This is a genomic window from Sorangium sp. So ce176, from assembly GCF_051519835.1.
Classification (GTDB): domain Bacteria; phylum Myxococcota_A; class Polyangia; order Polyangiales; family Polyangiaceae; genus Sorangium; species Sorangium cellulosum_G.
Map to the genome: position 1 here is coordinate 2,598,678 of NZ_CP150371.1, position 16,025 is coordinate 2,614,702.

At 72.7% G+C, this 16,025-nt stretch carries 13 protein-coding genes; 5 read left to right on the plus strand and 8 right to left on the minus strand.

Annotated elements, in window-relative coordinates:
• Positions 1-76: 76 nt before the first annotated feature.
• The 3 genes from WMF42_RS10050 to WMF42_RS10060 are packed head-to-tail and all read right to left on the minus strand — an operon-like array spanning position 77 to position 2,861.
• Complete coding sequence (locus WMF42_RS10050) at positions 77-1,180, minus strand: NAD(P)/FAD-dependent oxidoreductase (protein ID WP_437691737.1); 1,104 nt, start codon at positions 1,178-1,180, stop codon at positions 77-79.
• Entirely contained in the window at positions 1,177-1,770 is a 594-nt protein-coding gene (locus tag WMF42_RS10055) for an isoprenylcysteine carboxyl methyltransferase family protein (protein ID WP_437691738.1), read from the minus strand. The genes WMF42_RS10050 and WMF42_RS10055 overlap by 4 nt, the downstream gene beginning before the upstream one ends.
• Positions 1,764-2,861: a type III polyketide synthase gene (locus tag WMF42_RS10060; protein WP_437691739.1), complete on the minus strand. Its 1,098-nt coding sequence runs from the start codon at positions 2,859-2,861 to the stop codon at positions 1,764-1,766. Before WMF42_RS10060 ends, WMF42_RS10055 begins: the two co-directional genes overlap by 7 nt.
• Positions 2,862-3,044: 183 nt before the next feature.
• On the opposite strand from WMF42_RS10060, the gene WMF42_RS10065 reads away from it, so the two are divergent.
• Positions 3,045-3,416 carry a DMT family transporter gene (locus WMF42_RS10065; RefSeq protein ID WP_061608906.1) on the plus strand — a complete coding sequence of 124 codons (372 nt, stop codon included), beginning with the start codon at positions 3,045-3,047 and terminating at the stop codon, positions 3,414-3,416.
• Here WMF42_RS10065 and WMF42_RS10070 read toward each other — a convergent pair.
• Positions 3,330-4,202 (minus strand): hypothetical protein, encoded by an 873-nt coding sequence (locus WMF42_RS10070; RefSeq protein WP_437691740.1) that lies wholly within the window; start codon positions 4,200-4,202, stop codon positions 3,330-3,332. The genes WMF42_RS10065 and WMF42_RS10070 overlap by 87 nt on opposite strands.
• 28 nt (positions 4,203-4,230) lie before the next feature.
• On the opposite strand from WMF42_RS10070, the gene WMF42_RS10075 reads away from it, so the two are divergent.
• The 3 genes from WMF42_RS10075 to WMF42_RS10085 all read left to right on the plus strand — a co-directional run bounded on the left by WMF42_RS10075 (position 4,231) and on the right by WMF42_RS10085 (position 5,940).
• Positions 4,231-4,524, plus strand: a complete 294-nt coding sequence (locus WMF42_RS10075) for a hypothetical protein (RefSeq protein WP_437691741.1) — start codon at positions 4,231-4,233, stop codon at positions 4,522-4,524.
• Positions 4,525-4,600: 76 nt separating this feature from the next.
• Positions 4,601-5,041 (plus strand): DUF3574 domain-containing protein, encoded by a 441-nt coding sequence (locus tag WMF42_RS10080; protein WP_437691742.1) that lies wholly within the window; start codon positions 4,601-4,603, stop codon positions 5,039-5,041.
• Positions 5,042-5,292: 251 nt separating this feature from the next.
• Positions 5,293-5,940, plus strand: a complete 648-nt coding sequence (locus tag WMF42_RS10085; protein ID WP_233561604.1) for an SCO family protein — start codon at positions 5,293-5,295, stop codon at positions 5,938-5,940.
• A 305-nt stretch (positions 5,941-6,245) separates the two neighbouring features.
• Here the strand turns inward: WMF42_RS10085 and WMF42_RS10090 are convergent, their stop codons facing one another.
• Together WMF42_RS10090 and WMF42_RS10095 are read right to left on the minus strand one after the other, a co-directional pair.
• Positions 6,246-7,643: a cytochrome P450 family protein gene (locus tag WMF42_RS10090; RefSeq protein WP_081426557.1), complete on the minus strand. Its 1,398-nt coding sequence runs from the start codon at positions 7,641-7,643 to the stop codon at positions 6,246-6,248.
• 19 nt (positions 7,644-7,662) lie between these two features.
• Complete coding sequence (locus WMF42_RS10095; protein ID WP_061608893.1) at positions 7,663-8,160, minus strand: MarR family winged helix-turn-helix transcriptional regulator; 498 nt, start codon at positions 8,158-8,160, stop codon at positions 7,663-7,665.
• A gap of 183 nt (positions 8,161-8,343) precedes the next feature.
• Between WMF42_RS10095 and WMF42_RS10100 the strand changes: the two genes are divergently transcribed.
• Positions 8,344-9,645: an L-fuconate dehydratase gene (locus tag WMF42_RS10100; protein ID WP_437691743.1), complete on the plus strand. Its 1,302-nt coding sequence runs from the start codon at positions 8,344-8,346 to the stop codon at positions 9,643-9,645.
• Between the two features lie 220 nt (positions 9,646-9,865).
• On the opposite strand, the gene WMF42_RS10105 is transcribed toward WMF42_RS10100, so the two are convergent.
• Positions 9,866-13,039, minus strand: coding sequence for a DNA methyltransferase (locus WMF42_RS10105; RefSeq protein ID WP_437691744.1), 3,174 nt, complete (start codon positions 13,037-13,039; stop codon positions 9,866-9,868).
• A gap of 80 nt (positions 13,040-13,119) precedes the next feature.
• Positions 13,120-15,915 (minus strand): MXAN_6577-like cysteine-rich protein, encoded by a 2,796-nt coding sequence (locus tag WMF42_RS10110; protein ID WP_061608896.1) that lies wholly within the window; start codon positions 15,913-15,915, stop codon positions 13,120-13,122.
• Positions 15,916-16,025 lie beyond the last annotated feature (110 nt).

A 16,025-nucleotide genomic window follows, 5' to 3' on the forward strand; every position in this document is an offset into this window, starting at 1 on the left:
ATGAAATATTCCGCCGTGTCTGTCGTGCTGGGGGGCGCTGAGGCCGGTCCGTGGGGCCCCGCAGGTGCTACCAGGCTCAGCGCGGGCGCAGGACCGCGCCGACCGCGTGACGGAACAGCCCCGGCGCGAGCGCGAGCGCGGACAGCACGCCGTCGCGGAGGCGCGGGCGCCGGGCCACGAAGAGCACCGCGCGCGTCGCGATCGCGTAGCGCAGGAACTCCCGCCGGAAGACGCGCGCGTACGCGGCGAGCGGGGCCGCGCCGCCGCCGCGCAGCGCCGCGTCGAGCGCGGTCGACAGCGCCGCGGCGCTGACGAGCGCGAGCGAGATCCCCTCGCCGGTGATCGCGTCGATGTAGCCGGCCGCGTCGCCGACAAGCGCGAAGCGGTCGTCGTGGAGCCGCGCCGACGCCCGCTCGAGCGGGCCGCTGCCCCGCGGCGTCGAGTCGGCAGGCACCCCCGCGACCCGCTCGGCCAGCGCCGGGAAGCGGCGCACGAGCCGCTCGGCCGACGCGCGGCCCTCGAGCCTGTCGCCGTCCCACAGGAACGCGACGCCGACGCGCTCGGGCCCCGCGGGCGTGACGTACGCCTCGACGCCGTCCGCGAGGTGCACCTCGACGAACGTCGACCACGGCGCGCACCGGAAGTGCTGGCGCAGCCCGAGCCGGCGCGGCCCCGAGGGCGGCGCGTCCCAGCCGAGCGCGCGGCGCACGCGGGAGCCGAGCCCGTCCGCGCCGACAACGTAGCGCGCCTCGACGACCCGCCGCCGCGTGACGAGCCGCGCGCCGCCGTCCGCCCGCTCGATCCGGAGCACAGGCTCGCCCGCGGAGAGCCGCGCGCCGGCGGCCCGCGCCCGCGCCGCGAGCGCCGCGGACAGCGCCGTACGGCGTACGCCGAGCCCCCCGGGCGCCGGCAGCGGCGCCTCGACGCGCAGGCCGTCCGCGCGGAGGTACCGGATGCCCTCGATCGGCGCCCGCTCGGCCGGATCGAGCTCGGACAGCGCGCCGAGCTCCGCGAGCGCGCGGCAGCCCTCGGGCATCACGCCCTCGCCGCACGCCTTGTCGATCGGCCACGCCGCCTGGTCGAGGACGATCACGTCGTGGCCCCGCCGCGCGCAGCCGATCGCGACAGCGAGGCCCGCCGGCCCGCCGCCGACAACGGCGATGTCGCACAGCGCGCTCACGGCGCCGCGGGCCGCTCGGGCGCGGCGCGGCGGCCCGGCACGAGCCGCGGCAGGCCGCCCATCTGCGCCGCGTACCCGGGCCCGAGCGCCTCCTCCTCAGCGCGGATGCGCACCTGAAGCACGGCGGCGTTGAGCGCGCTGAAGACGAGCGCTGTCAGCCAGGCGCCGTGGATGAGCGGGATGGCGACCATCTCGACGATCACGGCCGCGTAGTTCGGGTGGCGCAGGTAGCGGTACGGCCCGCCGGACACCGGCCGCGCGCCCGGCACGACGATGATCCGCACGTTCCACTGCTCCCCGAGCGTGGCGATGACCCAGTACCGCATCGCCTGCGCGAGCAGCGCGGCGGCGAGCGCGGCGAAGCCGAGCAGGCCGGGGAACGGCCGGTCGAGCGCGCCGACCTCGAGCGCGCACGCCGCGAGGAAGGCGGTGTGCATCAGCGCCATGACCCGGAAGTGCCGCTGGCCGACCTCGACGCCGCCCCTCTCGAAGGCGCGGCGCGCGTTGCGGCGCGAGATGACGAGCTCGGCCAGCCGCTCGAGCGCGACGGCGCCCAGGAAGGCGAGGTACAGGAGCTCCGAGGTCACCATCGGAGGAGCGCGATCTCCGAGCAGAAGCCCGGGCCGAACGCCATCATCACGCCGTGATCCCCGGGCCGGGCGTCCGCCGCGTCCAGGAAGTCGCGCAGCACGAACAGCACCGACGCAGACGACACGTTGCCGATCTCGCGCAGCGAGCGCCACGAGCGGGCGAGCGCATCCTCGGGCAGCTCGAGCGTCTCGGCGACCGCCTCGAGCACCTTCGGCCCGCCTGTGTGGACGATCCAGTGGCGGACGTCGCCCCGCGACAGGCGGTGGCGCGCGAGGAACGCGTCGACGTCGCGCCGCACGTGCTCCCGCACGAGCGCCGGCACGCCCGCGGAGAGGACGACGCGAAAGCCGGTGTCGACGACGTCCCAGCCCATGATGTGCTCGGTCTCGGGGTAGAAGACGGCCTGCGCGTCGAGCACCGCGGCGCCGCCCGTCCGGCCGCCCTTGCGGGCGACCTGCGCGCCGCGCGCCACGACGGCGGCGGCGCCGTCGGCGAAGAGCTGCGCGGCGATCACGTTCGCCGCCGAGGTGTCGTCGCGCTGCAGCGTGAGCGAGCAGAGCTCGACCGAGAGCAGGAGCGACGTGTGCTGCGGGAAGGCGCGCAGCGTGTCGGTGACGCGCCCCACCCCGGCCACGCCGGCCACGCACCCGAGGCCGAAGATCGGGGTGCGCTTGATGTCGGGCCGGAAGCCGAGCCGGTTGACGAGCCGCGCGTCGAGGCTGGGCGCCGAGATGCCGGTCACCGAGACGAAGACGATGTGGTCGACGTCCTCGGGCCCGAGGCCCGCCCGCTCGAGCGCGTCGCGGCAGGCGCGCTCGCCGAGCTCGATCGCGCACGCGTTCCAGCGGCGGTTCTGCTCGGCGAACGTCGAGGGCGCGTAGTAATCGTCGATCGGCAGCGCGAGGTGGCGCCCCCGCACCTCGATCGACCGCCGGACCCGCTCCACGAGCGCGAGCGCGTCGCCCTTGCCGGCCCAGAGCCGGCGCAGCCCCGCGCAGGTCTCCTCCTGCGTGGCGTAGTGCGGCGGCAGCGCCGTTCCCACCGCGGCGATCGTCGGGGCAAACGGCATCTCCGTGGGTGTTAGGCTCATAATGGACGGCAGTCTCGCACCGGGGCATGCGGCCGGCCATGGTGATCTCGCGCGCGCGCCGTCGACGCTTCACCGAACCTTGTGCGCGGGGCGCGCGATTCGCTGTTGATCCGTGCCGGCCGCTGCGCCAGAGGTCTCCCGGGAATGGCGGGCCCGGGCGCCGGCGCTCGCCGCACAGCAGACATGGCTCAAGGTTACCTCTTCCTGATCATCGCCCTCCTGTTCAACGCGACCGCGAACATCCTCATGAAGCTGGCGTCGCGGCGCGTCCCTGCGATGGAAGGGCTCTCGCTCGTCCAGAAGGGGCTCGCGCTCGCGACGAACTACCACCTCATGCTCGGGCTCGTGCTCTTCGCCTCGAACATACTGTTCTACGTGCTCGCCCTGAAGCGCATCAACCTGTCGGTCGCCTACCCGATCATGTCGTCGGGAGGATTCCTGATCATCTCCGTCTTTTCCGTCTACTACCTACGTGAAACCCTGACGACGCTGCAGATTGGCGGCATCGTGATGATCGCGGCGGGGATCGCGATGGTCGCGTACAACATGAGCTAGCGCCGGGGTGCCCGTGCCGGGCCGCGCGCGCGGAGCGCCGACGATGACGTAGACCTCGCCGTCGTGCGCCACGACGCCGTGCTCCCGGCGCGGGCCGACGAGGTAGCAGGAAAACGACGCCCTCCGGTGCGCTTTTGCGCGAAGGACGACGGAGCGGGCCGGCATCCACCCGGCGAGCGTCGAGCGGCGACGCAGGGGCCAGCCGAGCCTCGAAGGTCGAGGCTCGCCGGCGACGCCTCCTCGCGCCGCCTGTCTCCGGGCGCATTTGTAAATACTATTTACCTTGTGGATCGGCTCGCCGAGTGCGCGGAGGATCCGCGCGTCGTGGCCGGGCTCGTCTCCCAGGACATCTGCGCGGGCGCGGGCGTCTTCTTCCACGAGACGTTCGAGGGCAACGGCCGCACCTGCGGCTCCTGCCACCCCGTGGACAACAACACGACGCTCGACGTGCAGTTCGTCAGGGCCCTCGACCAGAATCGCCCCGATGACCCGCTCTTCGTCTTCCGGCAGGTGCCGGAGCTCGCCGAGCTCGAGACATCGGACCTCCTGGACGACGCGGCCATCCTCGAGAACGTGGACGGCTTCATCGATTCGAGCCACCGGTTCGTCTCGCGCGGGGTGAACCACATCCTCTCGTTGAGCACCAGCATCGGCGCCCTTCAACCTGTCTCCCGCCGCCCTGGAGCTCGAGCAGCGCTTCGGGACGCCGCTCGACCTCGCGCCGCTCGACTCCAACGCCATCTCCCGGTTCCTGCGCGCGCTGAACGCCGCCTTCAACGTCGACATCGCGAAGCAGCGGCTGGACGCGGCGCGGGTGCTCGTCGACCGCTTCGCGAACACGCGCGCCGACGTGCAGGCGCGGCTGATGGAGCTCGCCCGCGTCGAGATCGACGACGCCATCGACGTGATGGCGCCGATGACGCTGTACCCCGCCGCGTCACAGCAGCTCGACCTCGCGCGCGCCGAGATCGCCCAGGGCCTCACGGCAGGCTCGGCGAGCGAGCGCCGCGACCGCATCGCGAACGCCACCTCGCTCGTGACGACCGCCCGGGCCCAGTTCGGTCAGAACATCACGTTCGTGCTCGGCCAGGGCAACCTGATGTACTGAGCGCGACGGCGGCCGTGATAGGCTGCCGGGCGCGCTGCCCCGGCGCCCGACAGCCATCGTCTCGGAGGAAGCCTCCATGCCCAGCCGAACGCTCGCGTGTCCCCTCCTCGCCGTGATCCTCGCGACCGCCGGGTGCGACAGCGCCGCGGACGACGCGGGGCCCGCGCCCGGCGCCGGCGTCACCTGCGACAGCGGGGATAGGATGATCCGGACCGAGCTCTTCTTCGGCATGGATCGGTTCGAGGAGCCCTCGGTCACGCCGGAAGAGTGGCAGGCGTTCGTCGATACGGTCGTGACGCCGCGGTTCAAGGAGGGGCTGACGCAGTTCGACGTCGACGGCCAGTACCTCGCGTCGACCGATGAGCTGATCCGGGAGGACAGCCGGCTGATCATGCTCCTCCACGACGGCGGCCAGGCCGCCCACGACAGCATCGAGGCGATCCGCGAGGAGTACAAGATGCGCTTCGATCAGGAGTCCGTGCTGCGGATCGACGAGGCCGTCTGCATCGATTTCTGACGGGTGGCCGCCCGGGGCATCCGCTTGCCTCGACTCTGCATCTGCAACGCAGCGCAAAGATTCTTGACCTGACAGGACCGAGCAGACAAAGCTCCAGGCCTGCTGGCCAGTCCCGGCATGCGGCATCGCCGGCGCGCGGCGCGCGGCGCCCGCCCATAGCCCGGCTGGAGGGTGGCGCTCGGACGGCAGCCGTCCGATGCGGCCGGGCAGGGATCTGCGGTGAGGCCGATATGCGCTCTCTCTCGTCTTCCGTGTCGAATGCTTTGCTCCTCGCCGGCGCGCTCGCCGTCGCCTCGTGCGGCCGCGCGAGCGGGCCTCCGGGCGACGGCGACGCCAGCGGGACGCCCGCGCCCGAGGGGCCGGGCGGCGCTGCGGCGGTGCGCTCGGCGCCGGCGCCGGACGTCGCGGTGCCGGACGAGGAGCTCGTGGACCAGGACGGCGCGCCGGTCCGCCTGCGCGAGCTCGCGAAGGACCGCGTGCTCGTCGTCAACTTCATCTTCACCGCCTGCACGACGATCTGCTCGCCGATGACGGCGATCTTCGGCCGGCTCCAGGGCGAGCTCGGCGACGCGCTGGAGCGGGACGTGCGGCTCGTCTCCATCTCGCTCGACCCGGCGACGGACACGCCGGAGCGGCTGAAGCGTTATGCGGACAAGTTCGGCCGGCGGCCGGGCTGGGTGTTCCTGACGGGCAGCCGCGAGCGCGTCAGGCGGGTGCTCGACGCGCTGGGCGGGCGCGCGCCGATCAAGGAGCAGCACACCCCGGTGACGCTCATCGGCCGCGAGGCGGAGGGGCGCTGGACGCGCGTGGACGGCATCGCGCCGCCAGCGCGCCTCGCCGAGGAGGTCCGCGCCTTCCTGGCGCGAGGGCAGACGGCGCAGCGCGCCAGCGGCGGTTAGCCGCAACAGCGACGCTCCATCCAGCATTTACCCACGCGCGAAGAGACGCCTTCTCCGCAGCTTGCGGGCTCAACGTACATCGCCGCCACGACCAGGCGTGACACGGGGGCGCTCGAACCGCGCCGACGAGGTGACGAACATCGCCATCGACCACGTCGACGCCGAGGGAACGAGCTCCCACGGCGTCGAGACCTACGGCGTCGACGGCCTCCGCATCGGCACTGTGATCGCCCGCGGCACAGGGGAATGCGGCCTCCTCCTCAACGACGCGTCGCGGCGGCCCCCCTCCGCGCCGTCCGCGTACATCAGAACAGCACCGGCAGCTCGCGGAACCCGCGCATCCCGGCGGAGCCCGTCCAGCGCAGCCCTTCGGCCGGCGCCGCGAGGCGCAGCCCGGGGAAGCGCCGGAACAGGGTCTCGAAGGCGATCTCCCCCTCGAGGCGCGCCAGGGGTGCCCCGATGCACAGGTGAATCCCCCTGCCGAAGGCGATGTGGCGGTGGGCGTCGGCGCGCGAGATATCGTAGGTGTCGGGATCCTCGAAGCGCTCCGGATCCCGGTTGGCCGAGCCGAGGCCGATGACCACCTGCGCCCCCTTCGGGATCGTCGTCCCGCCGATCTCGGTGTCCTCCCTGGCCGTGCGCACGGTGCCCGGGTAATCGATAGGCCCCCAGTAGCGGAGCGTCTCCTCGACCACCCCTCGCGCCAGCCCGGGATCCGCCTTCAGGCGAGCGAGCTGCTCCGGGTGGGTCAGGAGCGCGGCGACGCCGTTGCCGATGAGGTTCACCGTCGTCACGTGCCCGGCGAAGTAGAGGACGAACACCATCGAGAGGAGCTCTTCCTCGCTGAGCGTATCGCCGTCCTCTTGCGCGTGGACCATCTGGCTTATCATGTCGTCCGCCGGCGCGAGCCGCTTCCGCTCGAACAGATCGCCGAGATAGCCGCTGAACGCCGCGATTTTCTTGCGGGTCTGCTCCATGACCTCGGGGTTGCGGAAGCCGTCGGCGCGGAGCTCCGCCCATTGCCGGACGACCGCGCGGTCCTCCTCCGGGATGCCGAGCATGTCGCTGATCACCGTCACCGGCAGCGGGTACGCGAACGCCTTGATTAGATCCATCCGCCGCTCCGGGGTCGCCTCGCCGCGCGCGGCCGCCTCCCGCTCGGCCTCGTCGAGCAGATCGTCGGCGATGCGCTGGATGCGCGGCCTGAGCGCCTCCAGCGCGCGGGCGTTGAAGCTCGGCTGGACGAGCTTGCGCAGCCGCGTGTGATCGGGCGGATCGCGCACGAGGAGCGAGTGCGCGATCGGCCGGAACTCCACCAGCATCGGCGGCAGCTTCTCGCGCTGCTCCGGCGTCAGCGTCACGTAGGGATCGGACGAGAGGCGATCGTCGACCAGCGCGGCCGCCGCGTCCTCGTAACGGTTCACGAAGAGCACCTCGCGAACGGAGCGATCGCCCTGGCGCGCGCTGTTCTCCTCGTCGTCGTGCCGGAGGGTGGGGTAATGGCGGGCGCGCACGATCGGCCCCTTGGCCCGCATCTCCGCGTAGACGTCGTAGGCCCTGACCAGAAACTCCGGATCGGACCTGTCCAGCACCACGGAGTCCAGCACGGGCACCTCGTTCGGGGCGCCCTCGGCGTCCTCCTTGTCCCCGCGCTGCGAGAGCGTTCCCGTCGTCTCCAGTCCATCCGCCGATCTCGCCGTCATGGTTCCTCCCTGTTCTCTCTCAGTCCGTGTCTTCCGCGCCCGATCCGCCGTCCGCGGACCCGGGCGTGCGCGTCTCCAGCGCGGCGAGCGCGCGCTCCAGCAGGTCCAGCGCGCGGCGCAGCCCTTCCAGCTCGGGCGCGCCGGCGGCCGCAAGCTCGACCGCGAGGCTCTCGGCCAGCGCCAGCTCGGCCGTGCGGCTCACGGCCAGACCGCTCTCCGTCAGCGCCAGCCACAGCCTCCGCCGACCGTCCGGGTCCGCCTCGCGCCACACGTGCCCCTGCCGCACGAGCCGGTCGACCATCCCCGCGACCACGGCCGGCGTGACCCGCAGCCGCCGCGCCAACGCCCCGGGCGACGTCCGCCCCTCCCGGATCCCGATCAGCGCCCCGAGCTGCCGCAGGCTCAGCTCCTGCCCCGGCCGGCTCGCCTGCACGCTCGCCGCCGCCCAGTGGTGCAGCCGGTGGCTGAGCCGCAGCGCCCGCTGGGCGTGGTCGACCGGCTGGCCCGCCGTGGTCACCCTGCTCCTCCATGCCGTGTATGGCAACTCACATCGCGAAGTGTACTTAGTAAAATAGTTGCCAAGCAAATGATTTGTGCCTCTCGAACGGGGGCGCGAGGTCGTGCTCGGCTGGGCTCCATCGGCATCTGACACACGGGGCCATGCGCGCTGTCCGGCGTAGTCCACACGAAGGGGGACCCAATGTCCGTGTGCATCACCGATGTCATCGCCCGCGACATCCGCTTTCCGACCTCGCGCTCTCTCGCCGGCTCGGACGCCATGAACCCGAGGCCGGACTACTCGGCGGCCTACGTCGTGCTCGAGACCGACGGCCCGGAGCGGCTCGAGGGGCATGGCCTGACCTTCACGATCGGCCGTGGAAACGAGCTCTGCGTGGCGGCGATCGACGCGCTCCGCCCCGTGCTCGTGGGCAGGCGCGTCGACGCCATGACGGCCGACATGGGCGCCTTCTGGGGCGAGATCACCGGCGACAGCCAGCTCCGCTGGGTCGGCCCGGAGAAGGGGATCATCCACCTGGCGACGGCCGCCGTCGTCAACGCCGCCTGGGATCTGTGGGCGAAGACCGCGGGCAAACCGCTCTGGAAGCTGCTCGTGGACATGACCCCGGAGGAGCTCGTCCGCTGCGTCAGCTTCCGCTACATCACGGATGTGCTGCGCCCCGAGGAGGCGCTCGAGATCCTCCGCCGGAACGCGCCCACCCGCGCAGCGCGGGAGGACGAGATGCGGCAGCGCGGCTTTCCGGCGTACACGACCTCGGCAGGGTGGATCGGCTATTCCGACGACAAGCTGCGCCAGCTCTGCCGCGAGGCGCTCGCGCGCGGCTTCTCGCATTTCAAGATCAAGGTCGGCGCGAGCATCGATGACGACGTCCGCCGGGCGCAGATCATCCGGGAGGAGATCGGGGCGCAGCGCCGGCTCATGATGGATGCCAACCAGGTGTGGGACGTGGGCCAGGCGATCGCCAGCATGCAGCGCCTCGCCGCGTTCGATCCGTGGTGGATCGAGGAGCCCACGAGCCCCGACGACATCCTCGGCCACGCCGCGATCGCCAGGGCGATCGCGCCGATCGGCGTGGCGACGGGGGAGCACACCCACAATCGCGTCATGTTCAAGCAGATGTTCCAGGCGGACGCGATCCGGTTCTGCCAGGTGGACGGCGCGCGGCTGGGCGGCGTCAACGAGGTGCTCGCCGTGCTGCTCATGGCGGCCAAGTTCGGCGTCCCGGTCTGCCCTCACACCGGGGGGGTCGGCCTCTCCGAGATCATGCAGCACATCTCGCTCTTCGACTACATCTGCGTGAGCGCGTCGCTCGAGGACCGCATCCTGGAGTATGTCGATCACCTCCACGAGCATTTCGTCGATCCGGTCGTCCTCCAGGCCGGCCGGTACATGCCGCCCACCGCGCCGGGATTCAGCATCACCCTGCGGCCCGAGTCGCTCCAGCGGTTCGAGTTTCCGACAGGCGCGGCGTGGGCGAAGTGAGGCAGGCTGACGAAGTGCCGTGTCCTCGGGCCGGCCTCAATGCGCCGTGGTCTCGACCGAGCAGGTGAGCACGAGGCCAAGGGAAGAATTTAACCACAGAGGGCACAGAGGGCACAGAGGAGAGAGATAGAGATTTTTTTCTCTCTCTCTTCCTCTGTGCCCTCTGTGCCTCTGTGGTTCCTTCTCTCATGAACCAGGGATCACCCGAGGCGACCCGGCGCTAGCCCTCTCCGCGCTCCCGCTCTTCCTCCGCTGCGCGCGCCTCGTTCAGCGCGAAGAGCCGGTCGATCACCTGGTCCTCGAACGCGCCCGCCGCCTGCCGCTCGCCCGGCGTGGCCGGCGCGGCGTACGGGGGGACCTCGATGTCGTCGAACCCGTACGCGGCGAGGACGGCGCTGTCGATCTCCTCGTGGAGGCGGCGGAGCTCGACGACGCCGGGGCGCGCGCAGGCAGGGTCCTTGAGGAGGTTGTACATCGCGGTCAGGCCCTCTCCGAGCTCGGTCATCAGCCGGGCGCGCGCCGCATAGAGGCGCTCGCCGGCGGCCTCGAGGGGGCCGCCCGGGCCGAGGTGCTCCGGGCGAGGGAAGGGGAACGTCTCCACGCAGTCCGACGGCGCGTACCGGAGGCCCTCTCCCATCGTCGAGGAGAGCAGGCGCGCCCACGCCTCGTGCGCGCGCGACTGGAGCACCGCGAAGCGCGCGTGATCCTCGATGGCGAAGACGCAGAGCTGGTCCGAGAACGTCCGATCCACGGGCTGGAACGCGAAGCAGAGGTGCTTCGTCACCCGCGCCGCGACAAGGCACCGCCGGAGCGGCGCCAGCCTGCGCCGGAGCTCCGGGCGCGGGTTCGCGAACTGCCACCAGCGCGCCTTGTGGCCCGCGTCCACCCCCGTGCTCCTCAGGCGATCGCGCTCCGGCTTCACCCGGCTCCGGACGATCGCCAGGAGCGCGGGCCACCGGCCGGACTCCTCGAGCCCGCGCTCGCCGAAGTCGATCACGCAGCGGTGCGGGCTGTGCGACGGGGAGGAGTTGACCTCCTCGCCGCCGAGGAACGGCCGGAGCACCTCGCCCGCCGCCGGATCGGCCGCGCGCAGCGCCCGCCCCTCGCCCTCGGCGAGGACGAAGCCCCCGCCGCGCAGGAAGCAGCCGATGAAGCACAGATCCTGGCTCGCCCGCAGCGGGCGCGGGTCGGGCCGCTCCGGCATGGCGCGCAGGTGGGAGTTGATGTGGCGCACAGGGCGGCCGTCGAGGCGGGGCGGCGGCACGCCGTCGCGCGGCGACATGCCCAGGGCGAGGTGGACGACGGCGACGTGGACCGCGGCGTCCCCGGGCCACGGGGCGCTGCGGACCGCGTTGTAGATGATCGCCCGCCCGCCCTCGACGAGCGGCTGGAGCCCCGATCGCCGGGTGTCGCCCTGCGCGATCGTGTTCGTGGCGATGAGCCCCACCGTCCCGCGGCGCCCGAGCAGCGCGGCCGCGCGGCGGAAGAAGTGGGCCGCCATGTCGGTGTTCCTCGTGGCGCCGTGCAGCGCCTCGAGCCACGCGGCGTAGACGTCGCCGTGATCCGTCGAGATCCGCTTGCCCCCGAGGAACGGCGGATTCCCGACGAACGCGTCGAGCCGCCCCGAGCGCGGCCCCGGAGCGCCGCCCGGCGGCTCGCCGCCCGCGCGCGGCTCCTCGAACACCTCCGGGAACTCCAGCGCCCAGTGGAACGCCGGCAGCGGCGGCGATCCCCCGGGCGCGCCCTCCCGGAGCGCCCGCTGCATCGCCAGGAGCTCCTCCGGCGGCGGCTCCCCGCCGCTGAGCCACGCGCTCGCGAGCCTCGCCCGGCGGTCGCGCTCCCGCTGACGGTCCCGGTCCCTCCCGTGCGCGAAGAACGCGCCCACAACGAGATCGCCGAGGAGCCGCGCCCGGCCGATCGCCTCCTCCGCCTCCTGCACCAGGCGCGCCGCGTCGCCCTCCGCGCCGCCGGCGCCGTCCGCGAGCTGCCGCCGCAGCCGGAGCGCCGCGTCGACCGCCGCGTCGACCGCCTCGCGGAACGGCGACGCCGGCGCGGCGGGCTCCCAGTGAAAGGCGCGGAGCTGGGCGAGATCGAGCCCCACCAGCGAGTCGCCGTGGCGGAGGGCGTGATCGACGAACGTGAACGGCTCGCCCGTGGCGCGCGTCACGAGCCAGAGCGACAGCGCCGCCAGGCTCACCGCGAACGGGTTCTTGTCGGCGCCGTACAGGCAGCGCTGCGCCACGAGCCGCCGCGCCTGGCTCACGACGTCCTCGCCGGCCGCGGCGCCGGCGAGCCGCCGCGCCGCCGCCGCGTCGCCGCGCGCGGCCTCGAGGGTCCAGGCGGCCACCACCCGGTCGGCCAGGTACCGGCACGCCTCCATGAGAAAGGCGCCGGACCCCATCGCGGGATCGCAGATGGCGAGCCCGAGGAGCCGCTCCGAGGGCGGCGCTTCCCCCATCTGCCGGACGAGGGGCTCGAGCGCGCGCGCGACGATCGGCGCCGACAGGCTCCTCGGGGTATAATGGGAGCTCGTCCGCCGCCGCTCGGCGCCCGGCTGGAGGTACAGCCGCCCCGCCTCGAGCACCTCGGCGTCCCGCGCGCGCAGCGGCCCGAGCGCCTCGAGGAGGTCGCCCGCTGTCGTCGCGGCGGCGAGCGCCTCGACGAGGGTCCGCGCCTCCCGCCGCGAGAGCCCCGCCCGCTCGGCGACCCACGCCGCCCGCCGCGTCCCCGGCTGCGCGAGCGCGTCGGCCGCGCTCACCCAGACCTTGTCCGGCCGGAGGCACACGGTCGTCCCGGCGGCGCGCTCGACCCGGTAGCCCATGAGCGCCTCGTAGAGCCCGCCGAGCTGCTCGACGTCAAGCGTCCGGTACGACAGCGGCCGCCCGTCGAGCACGAGGAGCTTCTCGAGCACCGCGTGGACCGTGCCGTCGTCCACCGACGGCGCCCGCTCCAGGAACGGGTAGCGCTCCGGGTCGAAGAGCTGCCCGCCCCGCGCCGGCAGGGTCAGCTCGGGGCCGCGCACCCCGCGGTGCACGGCGCGGAACAGCGCGAGCAGCCGCGCCCACGCGCCGAAGCGCCGCCGCAGCGCGGCAGGGCGCGCGGCGCGCTCCGCCTCGAGCTCGCGGAAGAGCGGGTGCACGCCGAGGACGGGCAGCAGCCCGCGATCCTCCGCGTGGAGCAGGAACACGATCCGGAGGAGCGCGGTGAGCAGCCCGCCGTGGAGGTGCTCCGGGCCGCGGGCGAAGGCGTCCTCGAGCGCGCCCGCCCCGTCGCGCCGGGCCGCGTCCTCGAAGCCGCGGAGCAGCGCGCCGAGCGCGTCGAAGGCCTGATCCGCGAGCGCGCCGGCGACGTCTGCCTGCCGCTCCCTGCTGTCGCGGAGGACGGGCTGATCCATGCCGAGCTCCGGAGTGTACCCGAGCCCCGCCCGGTCCGCGCCGGTGCTGTCCGAGGGAGGGGCGCGCCGCTGCTCGACGGTCAACGACGGATGTTGAGCGCGTAAGGACCGGCTTCGTGGTCGTAGCCGTCGACCTGGATGAGGATGCTCTGCCCCGCCTCGAGCGACACGGTGAGCTCCGACGTGACAGGGAACCATTCGCCCACCGGGAGCGCGTCGTCGCTGCACGCGATCTCCTCCTCCTCCTCGCCCGAGCAGCCCCGGTCGAAGACGGCGAGGACCGTGTCGTACGCGGAGTCGTGCGTGTCGAACGTGTAGGTCCCCGCCTCGGGCGCGGTGAACGAATAGAGGACCTCGGGCGCGTCGGCTCCGCCGCAGCTCGCGCTCCGCTTGTCCAGGCTCCCCCGGGTCGTCCCCGTCGCTGTCTGCGGGACGACGGACCCGAGCTCGATCGGCGCCTCGCACGTGCCGGAGCCGTCGAACTGGGCCACGTTGAGCATGTAGTCGCCCTCGTCGCCGTTGCTGTCGACGCTGAGCACGACGGTCTGCTCGGCCTCGAGCCAGACGATCATCCGCGAGGTTGTGCCGTCGTTGGCGCAGGCGAGCTCGGGGCCTCCGCAGCCGTCCTCGCGCACGGACAGCACCGTCTCGATGGTGGAGCCTGCTGTGTCGAAGACGTAGTATCCCTCCGCGGGGGCCGTGAATCGATAGGTCGCCTCACCGCCGACGCTCCAGCCGCACCCGGGGGTGAGCAGATCGGGATAGCCCTCGTTGCTGCCCGTCACCGTCTGCGGGACGGTGCTGCCGAGATCGATGAACGGGCACGGCGGCGCCTCCTGCTGGGCGACGTTCAGCGTGTACTCGCCGCTCGCGTAGGTGCTGTCCACGGAGACGATCACTGTCTGATCGGCGGAGAGGAGCAGGCTCACCTGCGAGTGGGTCAGCTCTCCCGTCGGGTCCACGTTGTCGTTGCACCGGAGCGAGCGGCCGGCGCACGAGCCGTCCCGCACGTCCACGATCGTGTCGAACGCCGAGCCCTCCGTGTCGAAGGTGTAGAGGCCGTCGGCCGGGGCGGTGAAGCGATAGGTCGCCTCGGGCCCCCCGGAGTAGCCGCAGCTCGGCGCGAGCACGTCGATGAACCCGGCGGTCGTGCCCGTGACCGTCTGCGGGGCCGTCGAGCCGAGGTCGATCAGGGGGCACGCTATCTCGCTGATCTCGAGCTGGTAATCCCCCGTGCTGCTGTATGTGTCCAGCACGACGACCACGGTCTCGCCGGCCGTGAGAGGGGTCGTGATCCGGGCAGGGGAGAGCTCGCTGTCGGCGCACGTGACGACCTCGCCGGCGCAGGAGCCGCGGCGCACCTCCAGCAGGACGGGGAAGGTCGACCCCTCGGTGTCGAACATGTACACGCCGTCGCGCGGCGCGGTGAAGCCGTAGGTCGCCTCGCCGCCGGTCGAGAAGGCGTAGCAGGCCGACAGCGCGTTGAGGAGACCCTCGTTGCTCCCCGTCACCGTCTGCGGGACCGTCGAGCCGAGATCTTCGCCCGGGCACGGAGGGGCCTTGAAGATGTCCAGCGTGAAGCGGGCCAGCGGGCTGCCCGGGCCCGACACGGCGACGAGCACCGTTTGCTCGGCCTCGAGGTCCACCCTCGTGTTCGACTGGCCGTAGCCGTGCTGGCAGCCGAGCGAATCGCCGTCGCAGGTGCCGCCCTTGAGGACATCGATGACGACCTCCTCCGGGACACGCGCGCTGAAGACGTAGGCGCCCGCCTCGGGGGCCGTGAACGTGTACGTGGCGTCCGGGCTCGAGCTGAAGTCGCAGTCGGAGTACACCGAGTCATCGAGCCCCACGGTCGAGCCCGTCGACGTCTGCGGGACGACGGGCTCGAGGGCGGTCGGCGCGCACTCGACCACACCTGGCTGGGTCACGCGGAGGGTGAAGTCGCCCTCCGCGCCGCTCGCGCCGCTCACCACGACGAGGATGGACTCCCCCTCGAGCAGATCGAGGGTGATCTGCGACTGGATGCCCTCGCCGTCGTCGTTGCAGGCCAGCTCGGCGCAGGTGCCCGCCGCGAGCGCCGCGAGCGTCGTGTCGAAGGGCGCCTCGAAGGTGTCGAAGAAGTACGTCCCCGTCGTGGGGGCGGTGAACAGGAACGTCTGATCGGCCGTGCCCGGCGCCGCGCAGCTCGGCAAACGGCTGTCGTCGGCGCCGCGCGTGGTGCCGCTCACCCGCTGGGGGACCGTGGATCCGATGTCCTCGGAGGGCTCCGTGCTGCACCCGCAGGAGCCGGCCTCGCACGGTTGCCCGGGATCGCAGGCGTGATCGCAGCGACCGCAGTGCTGCGGATCCGCGTCGAGGTCGACGCAGGCGTCGGCGCACTCGGTGAAGCCCTCCCGGCACATCGGCTGGCACCGCCCGCCGGCGCAAGCGCGGCCCGGGTCGCATGCCTCGCCGCACTTGCCGCAATGGTCCGGGTCGGTGCGCGTGTCGACGCAGGCGCCGTCGCACACTTTCACGTGGCGGGTCTCGTCGCACGCCGACGGATCGCCGCCCGCGCCGTCGTCGCCGCCCGGGCCGCCGCCGCCTTGCGGGACGCCATCGCTGCCGCCGACCCCGACTCCCTGCGACGGCCGCTCCTCGCAGGCGCCGGCGACGCACAGCTCGCCGGACGAACATTCATTGCCGCAGGAGCCGCAGTTGTCGCGATCGGAGCGCAGCGCCACGCAAACGCCGCCGCAGTTCGAGTAGGGAGCATCGCAGATCGGCTCCGGCGCCACGTCGCTGGAGCACGCGGACGTCACCGCCAGGACGGCGGCGGGCAGCCAGGAGACGGCCGGTGAGAGCGCGTACCTGAAGCGAAATCCGTCTCTGGTCATGGGCGTCCCTTTGCGGCATGCGCCGTGGAGACGCATGGGCGGGCGGAAAATGCAAGCGCCTCTCCGACGTTCAGCTCCCGAGTTCCGCGCTGGTGGTTGATGGGGAAGCT

Coding starts and splice junctions, on each gene's coding strand:
- WMF42_RS10060 (WP_437691739.1), bottom strand. CDS start 2,861: ATGAGCCTAACACCCACGGAGATGCCGTTTGCCCCGACGATCGCCGCG.
- WMF42_RS10055 (WP_437691738.1), bottom strand. CDS start 1,770: ATGGTGACCTCGGAGCTCCTGTACCTCGCCTTCCTGGGCGCCGTCGCG.
- WMF42_RS10070 (WP_437691740.1), bottom strand. CDS start 4,202: ATGTCGACGTTGAAGGCGGCGTTCAGCGCGCGCAGGAACCGGGAGATG.
- WMF42_RS10065 (WP_061608906.1), top strand. CDS start 3,045: ATGGCTCAAGGTTACCTCTTCCTGATCATCGCCCTCCTGTTCAACGCG.
- WMF42_RS10110 (WP_061608896.1), bottom strand. CDS start 15,915: ATGACCAGAGACGGATTTCGCTTCAGGTACGCGCTCTCACCGGCCGTC.
- WMF42_RS10090 (WP_081426557.1), bottom strand. CDS start 7,643: ATGACGGCGAGATCGGCGGATGGACTGGAGACGACGGGAACGCTCTCG.
- WMF42_RS10100 (WP_437691743.1), top strand. CDS start 8,344: ATGTCCGTGTGCATCACCGATGTCATCGCCCGCGACATCCGCTTTCCG.
- WMF42_RS10080 (WP_437691742.1), top strand. CDS start 4,601: ATGCCCAGCCGAACGCTCGCGTGTCCCCTCCTCGCCGTGATCCTCGCG.
- WMF42_RS10105 (WP_437691744.1), bottom strand. CDS start 13,039: ATGGATCAGCCCGTCCTCCGCGACAGCAGGGAGCGGCAGGCAGACGTC.